At 71.2% G+C, this 13,942-nt stretch carries 14 protein-coding genes and 1 pseudogene; 7 read left to right on the forward strand and 8 right to left on the reverse strand.

Annotated elements, in window-relative coordinates; all coding sequences use genetic code 11:
* Positions 1-495, reverse strand: a pseudogene (locus tag OQ968_RS17785) (protein translocase subunit SecD); the annotation flags it as partial.
* Between the two features lie 64 nt (positions 496-559).
* Positions 560-916 carry a preprotein translocase subunit YajC gene (gene yajC, locus OQ968_RS17790; protein ID WP_324680235.1) on the reverse strand — a complete coding sequence of 119 codons (357 nt, stop codon included), beginning with the start codon at positions 914-916 and terminating at the stop codon, positions 560-562.
* A gap of 147 nt (positions 917-1,063) precedes the next feature.
* Here yajC and gabT point away from each other — a divergent pair, with 147 nt between their 5' ends.
* Together gabT and car are read left to right on the forward strand one after the other, a co-directional pair.
* The gene (gabT, locus tag OQ968_RS17795) at positions 1,064-2,404 is read left to right on the forward strand and encodes a 4-aminobutyrate--2-oxoglutarate transaminase (protein ID WP_324680237.1); all 1,341 of its coding nucleotides are present in this window, start codon (positions 1,064-1,066) and stop codon (positions 2,402-2,404) included.
* A gap of 133 nt (positions 2,405-2,537) precedes the next feature.
* Positions 2,538-5,996: a carboxylic acid reductase gene (gene car / locus OQ968_RS17800; protein WP_324680239.1), complete on the forward strand. Its 3,459-nt coding sequence runs from the start codon at positions 2,538-2,540 to the stop codon at positions 5,994-5,996.
* Positions 5,997-6,006: 10 nt separating this feature from the next.
* Here the strand turns inward: car and OQ968_RS17805 are convergent, their stop codons facing one another.
* From OQ968_RS17805 to ruvC, 6 genes are all read right to left on the reverse strand, one after another.
* Entirely contained in the window at positions 6,007-6,708 is a 702-nt protein-coding gene (locus OQ968_RS17805) for a hypothetical protein (protein ID WP_420715944.1), read from the reverse strand.
* Between the two features lie 100 nt (positions 6,709-6,808).
* Positions 6,809-7,195, reverse strand: coding sequence for a DUF1304 domain-containing protein (locus OQ968_RS17810; protein ID WP_324680243.1), 387 nt, complete (start codon positions 7,193-7,195; stop codon positions 6,809-6,811).
* A gap of 60 nt (positions 7,196-7,255) precedes the next feature.
* Positions 7,256-7,879 carry a hypothetical protein gene (locus OQ968_RS17815; RefSeq protein WP_324680245.1) on the reverse strand — a complete coding sequence of 208 codons (624 nt, stop codon included), beginning with the start codon at positions 7,877-7,879 and terminating at the stop codon, positions 7,256-7,258.
* A gap of 70 nt (positions 7,880-7,949) precedes the next feature.
* Complete coding sequence (gene ruvB, locus OQ968_RS17820; protein ID WP_324680247.1) at positions 7,950-9,020, reverse strand: Holliday junction branch migration DNA helicase RuvB; 1,071 nt, start codon at positions 9,018-9,020, stop codon at positions 7,950-7,952.
* A 4-nt stretch (positions 9,021-9,024) separates the two neighbouring features.
* A complete protein-coding gene (ruvA, locus tag OQ968_RS17825; protein WP_324680248.1) occupies positions 9,025-9,618 on the reverse strand; it encodes a Holliday junction branch migration protein RuvA in 594 nt (197 codons plus the stop codon).
* A complete protein-coding gene (gene ruvC, locus OQ968_RS17830) occupies positions 9,615-10,148 on the reverse strand; it encodes a crossover junction endodeoxyribonuclease RuvC (protein WP_324680250.1) in 534 nt (177 codons plus the stop codon). Before ruvC ends, ruvA begins: the two co-directional genes overlap by 4 nt.
* Before the next feature lie 178 nt (positions 10,149-10,326).
* Between ruvC and OQ968_RS17835 the strand changes: the two genes are divergently transcribed.
* From OQ968_RS17835 to OQ968_RS17855, 5 genes are read left to right on the forward strand one after another with little or no spacing between them, the layout of a single operon-like run.
* Entirely contained in the window at positions 10,327-10,938 is a 612-nt protein-coding gene (locus OQ968_RS17835) for a DUF4178 domain-containing protein (RefSeq protein ID WP_324680252.1), read from the forward strand.
* A gap of 9 nt (positions 10,939-10,947) precedes the next feature.
* A complete protein-coding gene (locus tag OQ968_RS17840) occupies positions 10,948-11,460 on the forward strand; it encodes a DUF2617 family protein (RefSeq protein ID WP_324680254.1) in 513 nt (170 codons plus the stop codon).
* On the forward strand, positions 11,457-11,888 hold the full coding sequence (locus OQ968_RS17845) for a DUF4247 domain-containing protein (RefSeq protein ID WP_324680256.1): 432 nt from the start codon (positions 11,457-11,459) through the stop codon (positions 11,886-11,888). The genes OQ968_RS17840 and OQ968_RS17845 overlap by 4 nt, the downstream gene beginning before the upstream one ends.
* A gap of 21 nt (positions 11,889-11,909) precedes the next feature.
* Positions 11,910-12,365 (forward strand): DUF350 domain-containing protein, encoded by a 456-nt coding sequence (locus OQ968_RS17850; RefSeq protein ID WP_324680258.1) that lies wholly within the window; start codon positions 11,910-11,912, stop codon positions 12,363-12,365.
* Positions 12,362-13,933 (forward strand): polyamine aminopropyltransferase, encoded by a 1,572-nt coding sequence (locus tag OQ968_RS17855; RefSeq protein WP_324680260.1) that lies wholly within the window; start codon positions 12,362-12,364, stop codon positions 13,931-13,933. Before OQ968_RS17850 ends, OQ968_RS17855 begins: the two co-directional genes overlap by 4 nt.
* Positions 13,934-13,942: the final 9 nt, after the last annotated feature.

Consider the following 13,942-nt stretch of genomic DNA (forward strand, 5'->3'; position numbering starts at 1 on the left):
AGGCGGACCACCCGATGGCGGCGCGGCCGGCGGCGGGACCGCGCCCGGCTGGCCCGGTGGCGGCGGGGCCCCGCCCGGCTGGCCGTTCGGCGCGGGCTTGGGTTCGGCGCCCTGGGCCGGCATCGAGTTGAGCACCGGGCGGATGTACAGCCGCGCCGTCTGCCCCAGGTTCCGGGCCTCGTTCCCGTCGTTGCCGGGCACCGTGATGACCAGGTTGTCGCCGTCGACGACGACCTCCGAACCGGAGACGCCCAGCCCGTTGACCCGGGCGCTGATGATCTGCTGCGCCTGCGACAGCGCCTCCCTGCTCGGGCGCGAACCGTCGGGGGTGCGCGCCGTCAGCGTGACGCGGGTGCCGCCCTGAAGGTCGATGCCGAGCTTGGGGGCGGCCCGCTTGTCCCCGGTGAGAAACACCAGCAGATAGACGCCGACGAGCAACAACAAGAAGACCGACAGGTAGCGGGCAGGGTGCACCGGCGCCGAAGACGATGCCACGTTCCTTGTATCTCCTTGAGAATCGGTTGCTTACCCCCGAGAGAGCCTACGTGCCGCCCTCACGTCAGGAGTCCTTGGTCACCCGGGGTTCGTCGGCGGGGTCTTCCAGGTCGTCGGAGTCCTCCAGGTCGCCGGATTCGGCCACCTCGTCGTCGAAGTCCTCCGGCTCGATGCGGTCCCGCACGGCCAGCTTCATCCAGGTGGTCACGATGCCGGGCGCGATCTCGAGCTCGACGGTGTCGTCGGCGATGGAGACGACGGTGGCCTCCAGGCCGGACGTGGTGTGCACCCGGTCGCCCGGGCGCAGCGAGTCGTGCAGGTCGATCGTGGCCTGCATCGCGCGTCGCTGCCGCCGCGACGCGAAGTACATGAACCCACCCATGATGAGCAGGAACGGCAAGAACAAAACCAAACTCTCCATCGACGCCTGTCTTTCGTCTCGGTATTTCTCTCGTAAGGGTCCAGTGTGCCCGTTCAGTCTCCCAGGTCGCCGGTCGGCCGCCGCCCGGCCGAGCGGATAGGCTTTGGTTTCGCGACGTGACAGGCGCGCCGCGGTGAGGAGGATGTCGTGGCCGGCCTCGAGCAGACTCGCCAGCTGGTCACCGAAATCCCAGGTCCGGCGTCGCTGGAGCTGACCAAGCGGCGGGCCGCGGCGGTGCCGCGGGGCGTCGGCGTCACCATGCCGGTGTTCGTCGCCCGCGCCGCCGGCGGCATCGTCGAGGACGTCGACGGCAACCGGCTCATCGACCTGGGTTCCGGCATCGCCGTCACCACCATCGGCAACTCGGCGCCGCGCGTCGTCGACGCGGTGCGCGCGCAGGTCGCCGAGTTCACCCACACCTGCTTCATGGTCACGCCCTACGAGCAGTACGTCGCCGTCGCCGAACAGCTCAACCGCATCACCCCCGGATCCGGCGAGAAGCGCTCGGTGCTGTTCAACTCGGGCGCCGAGGCCGTCGAGAACTCGATCAAGATCGCCCGCTCGTATACCCGCAAGCCCGCGGTGGTCGCGTTCGACCACGCCTACCACGGGCGCACCAACATGGCGATGGCGCTGACCGCCAAGTCGATGCCCTACAAGAGCGGGTTCGGTCCGTTCGCGCCCGAGATCTACCGGGCGCCGCTGTCCTACCCCTACCGGGACGGGCTGCTGGACAAGGAAATGGCCGCCGACGGCGAGCTGGCGGCCGAGCGCGCCATCAACGTCATCGACAAGCAGGTGGGCGCGGACAACCTGGCTGCCGTTCTGATCGAGCCGATTCAGGGCGAGGGCGGTTTCATCGTGCCGGCCGAGGGGTTCCTGCCGGCGCTGCGCGAGTGGTGCCGCGCCAACGACGTGGTGTTCATCGCCGACGAGGTGCAAACCGGCTTCGCCCGGACCGGGGCGATGTTCGCCTGCGAGCACGAGGACATCGAGCCCGACCTGATCGTCACCGCCAAGGCCATCGCCGACGGGTTTCCGCTGTCGGCCGTCACCGGGCGGGCCGACGTCATGGACGCCCCGCACGTCGGCGGCCTGGGCGGCACGTTCGGCGGCAACCCGGTCGCGTGCGCGGCGGCGCTGGCCACCATCGAGACCATTGAGCGGGACGGCCTGATCGAGCGGGCCCGGCACATCGAACGGCTGATGACCGAGCCGCTGCTGCGCCTGCAGGCCGGCGACGACCGGATCGGCGACGTGCGCGGCCGCGGCGCCATGATCGCCATCGAGCTGGTGAAATCCGGCAGCGCCGAACCCGACCCCGAGCTGACCGATCGATTGGCCACCGCCGTCCACACCGCCGGCGTCATCGTGTTGACCTGCGGCATGTTCGGCAACATCGTCCGGCTGCTGCCGCCGCTGAACATCAGCGACGAGCTGCTGGCCGAGGGGCTCGACATCCTGGCCCGGGTCTTGGGCGACCTCTAGCTCTTCGTGGGGCATGTCACACGGTCCGCCGGGCGGCGGTCGTTGAGGAATACCTTTAGTTAAACTAACGTTCTGAAGGTCGGCGCAATGTCGCGCACTCAGACCATCTTTCAGTCAGTACAGGGGAACTGTCATGCCGACTATCAGTCGCGAAGAGCGGCTCGCCCGCCGCGTCGAGGAGCTATCCGCCACCGATCCACAGTTCGCCGCCGCCCAGCCGAGCCCGGCGGTCGCCACCGCCCTCGAGCGACCCGGGCTGCGACTGCCGCAGATCGTTCAGACCGTGCTGCAGGGTTACGCGGACCGGCCCGCGCTGGGGCAGCGCGCCGTGCGGTTCGTCACCGACCCGCGGACGGGGCGCACCGGCGCGGAGCTGCTCACCCACTTCGACACCATCACCTACCGCGAGCTGGGCGAGCGGATCGGCGCGGTTGCGCGCGGCCTGTCCGGTGACGCGGTGCGGGCCGGCGACCGAGTTTGCATCCTGGGCTTCACCGGCGTCGACTACACCACCATCGACATGGCGCTGGGCCAGATCGGCGCGGTGTCGGTGCCGCTGCAGACCAGCGCGGCGATCGGCCAGCTGCAGCCGATCGTGGCCGAGACCGAGCCCGGCGTCATCGCGGCGAGCGTGCACCAGCTGCCCGACGCCGTCGACTTGATCGCGGCCGGGCACTCCCCCGCCAGGCTCGTGGTGTTCGACTTCCACCCCGAGGTCGACGACCACCGCGACGCCGTGGCGGCGGCCCGCACGAGGCTGGCCGACACCGGGGTGCCGGTGGAGACGCTGGACGACGTCGTCGCGCGCGGCAACGCCGCTGGGCCGGCCGAGCCGGTCGTCGCGCCCGACACGGACCCGCTGGCCCTGTTGATCTACACCTCCGGCAGCACCGGCGCCCCCAAGGGCGCGATGTACCCGCAGAGCAACGTCGCCAAGATGTTCTGCCGGTCGAGCCGAAACTGGTTCGGGCCCAGCGCCGCGTCGATCACCCTCAACTTCATGCCGATGAGCCACGTGATGGGCCGCGGCATCCTCTACGGCACGCTGGGCAACGGCGGCACCGCCTACTTCGCGGCCAAGAGCGACCTGTCGACGCTGCTGGAAGACCTCGCCCTGGTGCGGCCCACCGAATTGAACTTCGTGCCGCGGATCTGGGAGACCCTCTACGGCGAATACCTGCGCCAGCTCGATCGCGGGGTTCCCGAGGCCGAGGCGCTCGAGCAGCAGCGGCGGTCCCTGCTGGGCGGGCGGTACATCTTCGCGATGACGGGCTCGGCGCCCATCTCCCCGGAGCTGAAGGCGTGGGTCGAGGACCTGCTGGAGATGCATCTGCTGGACGGCTACGGCTCCACCGAGGCCGGCATGGTCCTGTTCGACGGCGAGGTGCAGCGCCCGCCGGTGGTCGACTACAAGCTCGTCGACGTTCCGGACCTGGGCTACTTCGCCACCGACCGGCCGTACCCGCGGGGCGAGCTGCTGCTCAAGACCGAGAACATGTTCCCCGGCTACTACAAGCGGCCCCAGGTGACCGCCGACGTGTTCGACGCCGACGGCTACTACCGGACCGGGGACGTCGTCGCCGAGGTCGCGCCCGACCGGCTGGTGTACGTCGACCGCCGCAACAACGTGCTCAAGCTGGCGCAGGGCGAGTTCGTCACCGTCGCGAAGCTGGAGGCGGTGTTCGGCAACAGCCCGCTGGTCCGCCAGATCTACGTCTACGGCAACAGCGCGCACCCGTATCTGTTAGCGGTCGTCGTGCCCACCGAGGAGAACACGTCGAAGCAAGCGATCGCCGACTCGCTGCAGAACGTGGCGAAGGAGGCCGGCCTGCAGTCCTACGAGGTGCCGCGCGACTTCATCATCGAGACAACGCCTTTCACGCTCGAGAACGGTCTGCTCACCGGCATCCGCAAGCTGGCGTGGCCGAAGCTGCGGCAGCACTACGGCGAGCGGCTGGAACGGCTCTACGCCGAACTGGCCGAGGACCAGGCGAATGAGCTGAGCGAACTCCGCCGTGGCGGGGCCGACGCGCCGGTGCTGCAGACGGTCAGCCGGGCCGCGGGCGCGCTGCTGGGCAGCGCGGCCTCCGAGCTGGCGCCCGACGCGCACTTCACCGACCTGGGCGGAGACTCGTTGTCCGCGTTGACATTCGGCAATCTGCTGCGCGAGATCTTCGACGTCGACGTGCCGGTGGGCGTCATCGTCAGCCCGGCCAACGACCTGCAGGCCATCGCCGACTACATCGAGGGTGAGCGCAAGGGCAGCAAGCGGCCCACCTTCGCCACGGTGCACGGCCGCGACACCGTCGAGGTGCGGGCCGGCGACCTGACCCTGGACAAGTTCATCGACGCCGCGACGCTGGCTGCCGCGCCGACGCTGCCGAAGCCCGCCGCCGAGGTGCGCACCGTCCTGCTCACCGGCGCGACCGGCTTCCTGGGTCGCTACCTGGCGCTGGACTGGCTGGAGCGGATGGACCTCGTCGACGGCAAGGTGATCGCCCTGGTGCGGGCCCGCTCCGACGCGGACGCGCGGGCGCGGCTGGACCAGACCTTCGACACCGACCCCAAGCTGCTGGCGCACTTCCGGGAGCTGGCCGCCGACCACCTGGAGGTCGTCGCCGGCGACAAGGGCGAGGCCAACCTCGGCCTGGACCCGGCGACCTGGCAGCGGCTGGCCGACACCGTCGACCTCATCGTCGACCCCGCGGCCCTGGTCAACCACGTGCTGCCGTACAGCGAGCTGTTCGGGCCGAACGCGCTGGGCACCGCCGAGCTGATCCGGATCGCGTTGACCGGCAGGCAGAAGCCGTACACCTACGTGTCGACGATCGGCGTCGGCGACCAGATCGAGCCGGGCAAGTTCACCGAGGACGCCGACATCCGCGCCATCAGCGCAACGCGGACGATCAACGACAGCTACGCCAACGGCTACGGCAACAGCAAGTGGGCCGGCGAGGTGTTGCTCCGCGAGGCGCACGACCTGTGCGGCCTGCCCGTCGCGGTGTTCCGCTGCGACATGATCCTGGCCGACACCAGCTACGCCGGCCAGCTCAACGTGCCGGACATGTTCACCCGGATGATCCTGAGCCTGGTGGCCACCGGCATCGCGCCGAAGTCGTTCTACGAACTCGACGCCGACGGCAACCGGCAGCGCGCCCACTACGACGGGCTACCGGTGGAGTTCATCGCCGAGGCCATCGCGACGCTGGGCGCCCGGAACGGCTCCGACCGCTTCCGGACCTACCACGTAATGAACCCGTACGACGACGGCATCGGGTTCGACGAGTTCGTCGACTGGCTGATCGAGGACGGGTGCGCCGTCCAGCGCGTCGGCGACTACGGCGACTGGCTGCAGCGGTTCGAGACCGCGCTGCGCGCCCTGCCCGAAAAGCGGCGCAACGCCTCGCTGCTGCCGCTGCTGCACAACTATCAGAAGCCCGAACGGCCGATCAACGGGTCGATGGCGCCGACGGATCGGTTCCGCGCGGCGGTCCAGGACGCGAAAGTGGGCCCGGACAAGGACATTCCGCACATCTCGCCGCCGATCATCGCCAAGTACGTCAGCGACCTGCGGCTGCTGGGGCTGCTCTGAGGTTCTGAGCTCAGCTCTGGGGATGCGGCCAACGCAGGTACGCGGCGCCAGGGCCGGGCTTGCCGGTCCGCTCGCGGCGCCAACCCCGGGGCTTCGGCCCGTCCCCGGCGGCCCGCGGCTGGGTGAGCGCGCCCGACGACACCTCGGCCGACGGCTCCTCCAGCCCGGACATGTACACCGGCTCGCCGGCCGGGATCGCCGCCGGCTCCACCGGCTCCGGGGGCTCCATGAAGGCCTCGACGTCGCTGGCCAGCCGCACGGCGAGGCGCGCCAGGGCGACGCCGCTGATGAACACGATCAGCGCGCCCAGGCCGGAGAAGTAGGAAACCTCTAACGCGGCCCGCTTGCGGTCGGTCGCGGCGATCGGATCACCGGCGGAGCCGATCCCCAGCAGCGGGGCGACCTGGCCGCCGACCACGAACCACGCGCCGGCCAGCGCCGCCAGCCAGCCCCCGACGATCGCGGTGATGCGGTTTCCGGAGAAGACCAGCAGCAGGCCGCCGAGCACGGTGGCCCCTCCCGGTAGCACCTCGAGCCATCCGCGGGCCGAACTCCATGCCCAGTCCTGGTTGGGCGTGTAGGCGAAGTTGAAGTGTGGACCGACGAACGGTATCAACGCACCCCAAGCACCCAAGACGACCAGCAGCAACCCGCTGATTGCCCCGCGCGAGCGCGGCATCCACAAAGGGTGGCCGTGTAGTGCGTGTCCCATCAGATCTCCTCAGTTGTCGCCGGGCTACTTCAGCAGATGCCTGGGTACCCCGACCCAATCGGAAGTAACCGCACCAATCGGCGGCCGTTACAGAACCGTGCTACGCGCGGAGGCCGAGCGCGAGCAGCACCACCGCGACCACCGGAAAGGCGCCCTGCGTCAGCGCGGCGCGGGCCTTGTCCGGTGACGACAGCAGCAGCACGATGGCCGCCGCGGCCATGGAGCCGACGCCGGCGAACACGAGCGCGGCCCCGACGGCCTTGTGCCCCATGGCAACCGCGGCGACGCCGATGCCGGCGACGACGGCCAGGAACAGGTTGTAGAAGCCCTGGTTGAACGCGAGCAGCTTGGTGGTCTCGGCTTCCTCCGCCGTGGTGCCGAAGGTGGCGCGGGTGCGCGCCGACGTCCAGGTCAGCGACTCCATCGTGAAAATGTAGACGTGCAGCAGCGCGGCCAGCGCCGCGAAAACCAATCCGGCCGCGGTCATCGCTGCTCCTCGCTGGTCACGGCGAGGTGCCCCGCCGGTCTTCGACTACCGGGTGTGACCTTAGACGCCGGCGTGGTGGTGCCGGCGGAACAGGCCCTCACCGGCGCGCCGGTGGAACAGGTGCCGGTGTGGCTGCCCCGCGCCGGCCGCGACCGGCTCGCCCGCCGGCACGTCCGCCACCCTGGGCTCCGTCACGACGACGTCGCGCGCATGCCGGACCGCCACGCGTGCCAGGGCGGCGCCGCCCAGGAACACGATCAGCGCGCCGAGGCCGGTGAAGTAGGTGACCTCGAGCAGCGCCCGCTTCAGGTCCGTCGCGGCCGCGGGCTGACCCACGTCCCCGATTCGCAGCGTCGCCGCGAACGCCCGGCCGATCACGAACCAGGCGCCGCCCACGACCGCCAGCCAGCCGCCGAACGTGGCGCTCAGGCGGTTGCCGGAGGCGAGCAGCAGCAGGCCGCCCAGGGCGGTGACGGCCCCGGGCAACACCTCCAGCCAGCCCTTGGCCGCCGTCCAGGTCCAGGCCGGATCGGTCATGTAGGCCCAGTTGATGTCGGGCCCGAAGAACGGGACCAATGCGCCCCATGCGCCCAACAGGACCAGGAGCAAGCCGGTCACCGCGCCGCGGGTCCGTGGCATGTACCCGGCGCGCGGGCCTTCGTAGTCAGGAGACGTGTGCCTCATCTGAATCACCTCCAACAGGTAATTTCTGCTGGTGGTTCGGGTACCCGCGGCGAGGACGGCGTAACCGCCGCTAAAGCTGGTCGAACAGCCCCGGCTGGCCCAGCCCGCCGACCCCGGCCGGCGGGGTCATGCCCAGATGGGTCCAGGCCAGGGCGGTGGCCACCCGGCCGCGCGGGGTGCGCGCGACCATGCCGGCGCGGACCAGGAACGGCTCGCACACCTCTTCCACGGTTGCGGCCTCCTCGCCGACGGCCACCGCCAGCGTCGACACCCCGACCGGGCCGCCGCCGAAGCTGCGGGTCAGCGCCGACAGCACCGCCCGGTCCAGCCGGTCCAGGCCGAGCTCGTCGACGTCGTAGACCTCGAGCGCGGACTTGGCGACGTCGCGGGTGATCACGCCGTCCGCGCGTACCTCGGCGAAGTCGCGCACCCGGCGCAACAGCCGGTTGGCGATCCGCGGCGTGCCGCGCGAGCGCAGGGCGATCTCCGCGCCGGCGTCGGCGCCCAGCTCGATGCCCAGGATCCCGGCGGAGCGGGCCAGCACCCGTTCCAGCTCGGCGGGCTCGTAGAAGTCCATGTGCGCGGTGAAGCCGAACCGGTCGCGCAGCGGCCCGGTGAGCGCGCCGGACCGGGTGGTGGCGCCGACCAGGGTGAATGGCGCGACCTCCAGCGGGATCGACGTCGCCCCGGGGCCCTTGCCGACCACCACGTCGACCCGGAAGTCCTCCATCGCCAGGTAGAGCATCTCCTCGGCGGGCCGCGCGATGCGGTGGATCTCGTCGATGAACAGCACGTCGTGCTCGACCAGGTTGGACAGCATCGCGGCCAGGTCGCCGGCGCGTTCCAGCGCGGGCCCCGACGTCACCCGCAGCGAGGACCCCAGCTCGGCGGCGATGATCATGGCCAGCGACGTCTTGCCCAGGCCCGGCGGGCCGGACAGCAGGATGTGATCCGGTGTGCCGCCGCGGTTCTTGGCGCCCTCGATGACCAGCTGCAGCTGCTCGCGCACCCGGGCCTGGCCGATGAACTCCCGCAGCGAGCGGGGCCGCAGGCTGACGTCGATGTCGCCCTCGCCGGACGCGAGCGCGGCCGAGACCTCGCGGACCTCCGGGTCGAAGAAGTCGTCGTCGTCCGAGCTCACCGGCTCACCGCGCCTTGCCCAGCAACGACAGCGCCGCCCGCAGCGCCGACGACGTCGTCGCGTCGTGGTCGCCGGCCAGCACGTTGTCGGTGGCCTCCTCCGCCTGCTTGGCCGCGAAACCGAGGCCGACCAGGGCCTCGACCACCGGGCCGCGCACGGAGTGGCCGTTGACCGCCGGCGTGGGCGCCGACCCGGCAACCGCGCCGATCTTGTCGCGCAATTCCAGCACCATCCGCTCGGCGCCGCGCTTGCCGATGCCGGGCACCCGGGTCAGCGCGGCGACATCGCCGTCGGCCAGCGCCTGGCGCAGCGCCGCGGCGTCGTGCACGGCCAGCGTCGCCATCGCCAGCCGCGGCCCCACCCCCGACACCGACAGCAGCGTCAGGAACAGGTCGCGGGTCTCGGAGTCGCCGAACCCGTGCAGCGTCTGCGAGTCCTCGCGCACGATCATCGCCGTGATCAGCCGGGCCTCGCTGCCCTGGCGCAGCGTCGCCAGCGTCGACGGCGTCGCGTTGATCCGGTAACCCACCCCGGCGGCCTCGATCACCACATGGTCGAGCGCCACCTCGAGCACCTCACCGCGCACCGACGCGATCATCGCGCGGCCTTCAGCATGGCCTGGGCCTTCGCCTGGGCCGCGGCGATCCGGGCCAGCATCGGCGCCCGCCAGCAATGGCAGATCGCCAGAGCCAGCGCGTCGGCGGCGTCGGCCGGCGTCGGTTTGGCTTGCAGCCCAAGGATTTTCGTGACCATCGCGGTGACCTGCGCCTTGCCGGCGGTGCCGCTGCCGGTGACCGCGGCCTTGACCTCGCTGGGGGTGTGGAAGTGCACGTCGATCCCGCGTTTGGCGGCCGCCAGGGCGATGACGCCGCCGGCCTGGGCGGTGCCCATCACCGTCATCACGTTCTGCTGCGAGAAGACCCGCTCGACCGCCACCACGTCCGGCCGATGGGTGTCCAGCCAGTGGTCGATGGCGTCGCTGATGGCCAGCAGCCGCTTGGACAGCGGCGCATCCGACGGGGTGCGCACCACGTCGACGTCCAGCGCGACGACCTCCCGGCCGCGCCCGTTTTCGACCACCGACAGCCCGCATCGGGTCAGTCCCGGGTCGACGCCCATCACGCGCATTACCGCTCCTTAGTACGAACAGCTGTTCGAGAGCCTAGCGGGCGGGGCCGACGGGATCCGGTAGGACACGCGGCCGCCCGGCGGCTTCGCGGGCGCGCGTTGCGGCGCCCGCCCCGTCAAAAGCTGTTAGCTTTATGCCCACGTTTCGCTCCAGCAGTGTGGCAACGGAAGGTTTGGCGTGGGAACACTCCTGCTCGTCCTGGCGGCGGTGCTGTTCATCGCGTCGATCGTGGTGCTCCTCGTGGCGTTGCGGCGGCCCAAGAAACCGGCCCGGCCGCGCGGGCGCAAGGACCCGCTGTCCTTCAACGCGATGCCGGAGTTCGGGCCGCGGCAGCTGGGCCCGGGCGCCATCGTCAGCTACGGCGGTGTCGACTACGTGGTCCGCGGGTCGGTGACCTTCCGCGAGGGACCCTTCGTGTGGTGGGAGCACCTGCTGGAGGGCGGCGACCAACCGATCTGGTTCAGCGTCGAGGAGGACGACGGGCGCCTCGAGCTGGCGATGTGGGTGACCCGCAAGGACCTTCCGCTGCGGCCCGGCGATCCGTATGTGGTCGACGGCGTGATGTTTCACGAGTCGGAGCGCGGCCGCGCCTCGTACACGACCGAGGGCACGACGGGCCTGCCCGCGGGCGGCGAGATGGAATTCGTGGACTGCACCAACGCCGACGAGAGCGCGCTGCTCTCCTTCGAACGCTGGGCCCCGGACATGCCGTGGGAGGTTTCCACGGGCAAGCCCGTCCTACCCGGCGAGCTCACCCTCTACCCGGCCCCGCCGCCCTCGTCGCCCTAGGCCACGCCGGTGCCGCTCCATCAGCTCGCCGTGACGCCGGCGGACGTCTCCGGGAAGAGGCTCGGGCTGGCGCTCAACGCCCCGGCGCCGCGGCCGCTGGCCAGCCACCCGCTCGAGCATCCCGGCGGCGGCGCGCTGGTGCTCGGGGTCCTCGGCGCATCGCACGTCGTCACCGTCGAGCACACGGGCGGAAGCTTCTCCGAGCAGGTCTCCTGCACCGCGCGCAGGCACGGCGGCAAGCTGCCCGGGCGCGCCGATGCGCCCGGCTATCGCATCGAGTCGCGCACCGACAGCCGCGACGAGGCGGCGTTTCGCGAGCTCGCGCGCGAGCTTCGGCACCGCTGCCTCACCGAACCCGGGTGGCTCGGCGGCACGTTCCCCGGCGATGACGCCGCGCTGACCGCGCTGGCCGCCGAGCCCGACGGCGCCGGCTGGCGCTGGCAGACCTGGCACCTGTACCCGCGCCGCCCGTCGGGCTCCGGCGGCGTGGTGGTGCACACGGCGAGCCGGTGGCGCCCGTGAGCCGCAAAGCGCTGTTCTGGATCGCCGGCGGGCTGGCCGCCGCGGCCGTCGCGTCGCTGGTGTTCGGAATCGTGTTGCTGAACAAGAACATCGGGTCGTACATCGCCGGCCACTATCACGAGTACGCCCGGGACGCCAACGGCACCCGCTACCAGTGCAGCGGATCGCCCGAGGAGGTGGCCGACACGCTCGCCGACTACAAGGCGCCCGAGGCGCGCGCCGACAGCGGCAACAGCGAGTACCTGCGCTACAGCGACAGCATCGTGATCGTGGGTCCCGACGGCAACTACCCGTGCAGCATCCGCGTCGAGGGCCTGGGCGCCGGATACAGCCACGGGGCGTTCATCTTCCTCGGCCCCGGTTTCACCCCCGGGTCCCCGTCGCACGGGACCGGAGGCACCCCCGGCGGCCCCGGCGGAACCAAGTGAAGTACAGCAAAGGAGACAACCATGTACCTCGCCGTCGAGATCGGAACGATCGACCTCAATCCCGTCCTGAAGGGCGCGGTCGCGACGATCCTGTACTTCGCCGTCGGGATGGCCGTGCTGATCGTCGGCTTCTACATGGTCGACTGGCTGACCCCGGGCAGGCTGCGCCAACTGGTGTTCGTTGATCGGCGGCCCAACGCCGTCGTCGTCGCGGGCGCGATGTACATCGCGCTCACCGTCGTCATCATCACCGCGATCGTCAACAGCTACAGCCAGCTGGGCCAGGGGCTCATCGGCGTGGCCGTGTACGGGTTGATGGGAGTGATCCTGCTGGGGATCGCGCTGCTGACCATGCACCTGCTGATCCCCGGCAACTTCCACGAGCACGTCGACGAGCCCACGCTGCATCCGGGGGCGTTCGCGGTGGCCCTGATATTGCTGGCGGTGGGAGGGGTGACCGCCGCCGCGGTGTCATGACGTCCCCGGGGCGGTGGCGCTCGGTGCTGCTGGCCGCCGTCGCGGCGTGCGCGGCGTGCGGCATCGTGTACGAACTCGCGCTGCTGACGCTGTCGGCGAGCCTGAACGGCGGCGGCATCGTCGCCACCTCGCTGATCGTCGCGGGGTACATCGCCGCGCTGGGCGCGGGCGCCCTGGCGATCAAGCCGCTGCTGGCGCGCGCGGCCATCACCTTCATCGCCGTGGAGGCGCTGCTGGGCATCGTTGGCGGCCTGTCCGCGGCGGCGCTCTACGCGGTGTTCGCCTTCCTGGACGGCTCCGACGAGTCGACGTGGGTGCTGGCGGTCGGCACCGCCCTGATCGGCGGCCTGGTCGGCGCCGAGGTGCCGCTGCTGATGACGCTGCTGCAGCAGCGGCGGCCCGCCTTCAATGACCCGGCCGATGACCCGGCCACCGACACCGGCCGGACGCTGGCCAACCTCAACGCGGCCGACTACCTGGGCGCGCTGGTGGGCGGACTGGTGTGGCCGTTCATCCTGCTGCCGCACCTGGGGATGATCCGTGGGGCGGCGGCCACCGGCATCATCAACCTGGTCGCGGCCGGGGTCGTGGCAATGTTCCTGCTGCGGCGCGTCGTTTCCGCGAAGCAGCTGGCGACGGCGCTGTGCGCGCTCGCCGCCGCGCTGGCCGTGCTGGTCACCCTGCTGGTGCGGTCCCACGACATCGAGACCACCAGCCGGCAACGGCTCTACGCCGACCCGATCATCGCCTACCGGCACACCGCCTACCAGGAGATCGTGATCACCCGCCGCGGCGACGACACCCGGCTGTACCTCGACGGGGGCCTGCAGTTCTCCACCCGGGACGAATACCGCTACACCGAGAGCCTCGTCTACCCCGCGCTGGGCGGGGGCGCGCGCTCGGTGCTGGTGCTGGGCGGCGGCGACGGCCTGGCGGCGCGCGAGCTGCTGCGCCAGCCCGGCATCGGCCAGATCGTGCAGGTCGAGCTCGACCCCGCGGTGATCGAGTTGGCGCGCACCACGCTGCGCGACGCCAACCGCGGCGCGCTGGACAACCCGCGGGTGACCATCGTGATCGACGACGCGATGCGCTGGCTGCGGGCGCCGCACCCCGGGCTGCGCCCGCCGCGGGGCTTCGACGCGATCATCGTCGACCTGCCCGACCCGGACACGCCCGTGCTGGGCCGGCTGTATTCCAGCGAGTTCTACACGCTCGCCGCGCACGCGCTTGCCCCCGACGGCCTGGTGGTGGTGCAGGCCGGCAGCCCGTTCTCGACGCGGACGGCGTTCTGGCGCACCATCTCCACGATCCGATCCGCCGGCTACGCGGTCACGCCGTACCACGTGCACGTGCCGACGTTCGGCGACTGGGGCTTCGCGCTGGCCCGCCGCGGCGACATCCCGCCGCGACCCGCCATGCCGTCCGACGCTCCCCCGCTTCGGTTCCTCAACCCGCGGGTGCTGGAGGCCGCGACGGTGTTCGCCGAGGACGTCGGGCCCCGCCCGCTCGAGCCGTCGACGCTGGAGAACCCGCGCATCGTCGACGACATGCGGCACGGCTACGACTAACGGCGCTAA

The sequence above is a fragment of the Mycobacterium sp. 663a-19 genome, from assembly GCF_035616495.1.
GTDB lineage: Bacteria > Actinomycetota > Actinomycetes > Mycobacteriales > Mycobacteriaceae > Mycobacterium.

Bases quoted from the DNA above. Each gene is read 5' to 3' on its own strand.
- yajC (WP_324680235.1), bottom strand. From the start codon at position 916: ATGGAGAGTTTGGTTTTGTTCTTGCCGTTCCTGCTCATCATGGGTGGG.
- car (WP_324680239.1), top strand. From the start codon at position 2,538: ATGCCGACTATCAGTCGCGAAGAGCGGCTCGCCCGCCGCGTCGAGGAG.
- OQ968_RS17805 (WP_420715944.1), bottom strand. From the start codon at position 6,708: ATGGGACACGCACTACACGGCCACCCTTTGTGGATGCCGCGCTCGCGC.
- OQ968_RS17810 (WP_324680243.1), bottom strand. From the start codon at position 7,195: ATGACCGCGGCCGGATTGGTTTTCGCGGCGCTGGCCGCGCTGCTGCAC.
- OQ968_RS17815 (WP_324680245.1), bottom strand. From the start codon at position 7,879: ATGAGGCACACGTCTCCTGACTACGAAGGCCCGCGCGCCGGGTACATG.
- ruvA (WP_324680248.1), bottom strand. From the start codon at position 9,618: ATGATCGCGTCGGTGCGCGGTGAGGTGCTCGAGGTGGCGCTCGACCAT.
- ruvC (WP_324680250.1), bottom strand. From the start codon at position 10,148: ATGCGCGTGATGGGCGTCGACCCGGGACTGACCCGATGCGGGCTGTCG.
- OQ968_RS17850 (WP_324680258.1), top strand. From the start codon at position 11,910: ATGTACCTCGCCGTCGAGATCGGAACGATCGACCTCAATCCCGTCCTG.
- OQ968_RS17855 (WP_324680260.1), top strand. From the start codon at position 12,362: ATGACGTCCCCGGGGCGGTGGCGCTCGGTGCTGCTGGCCGCCGTCGCG.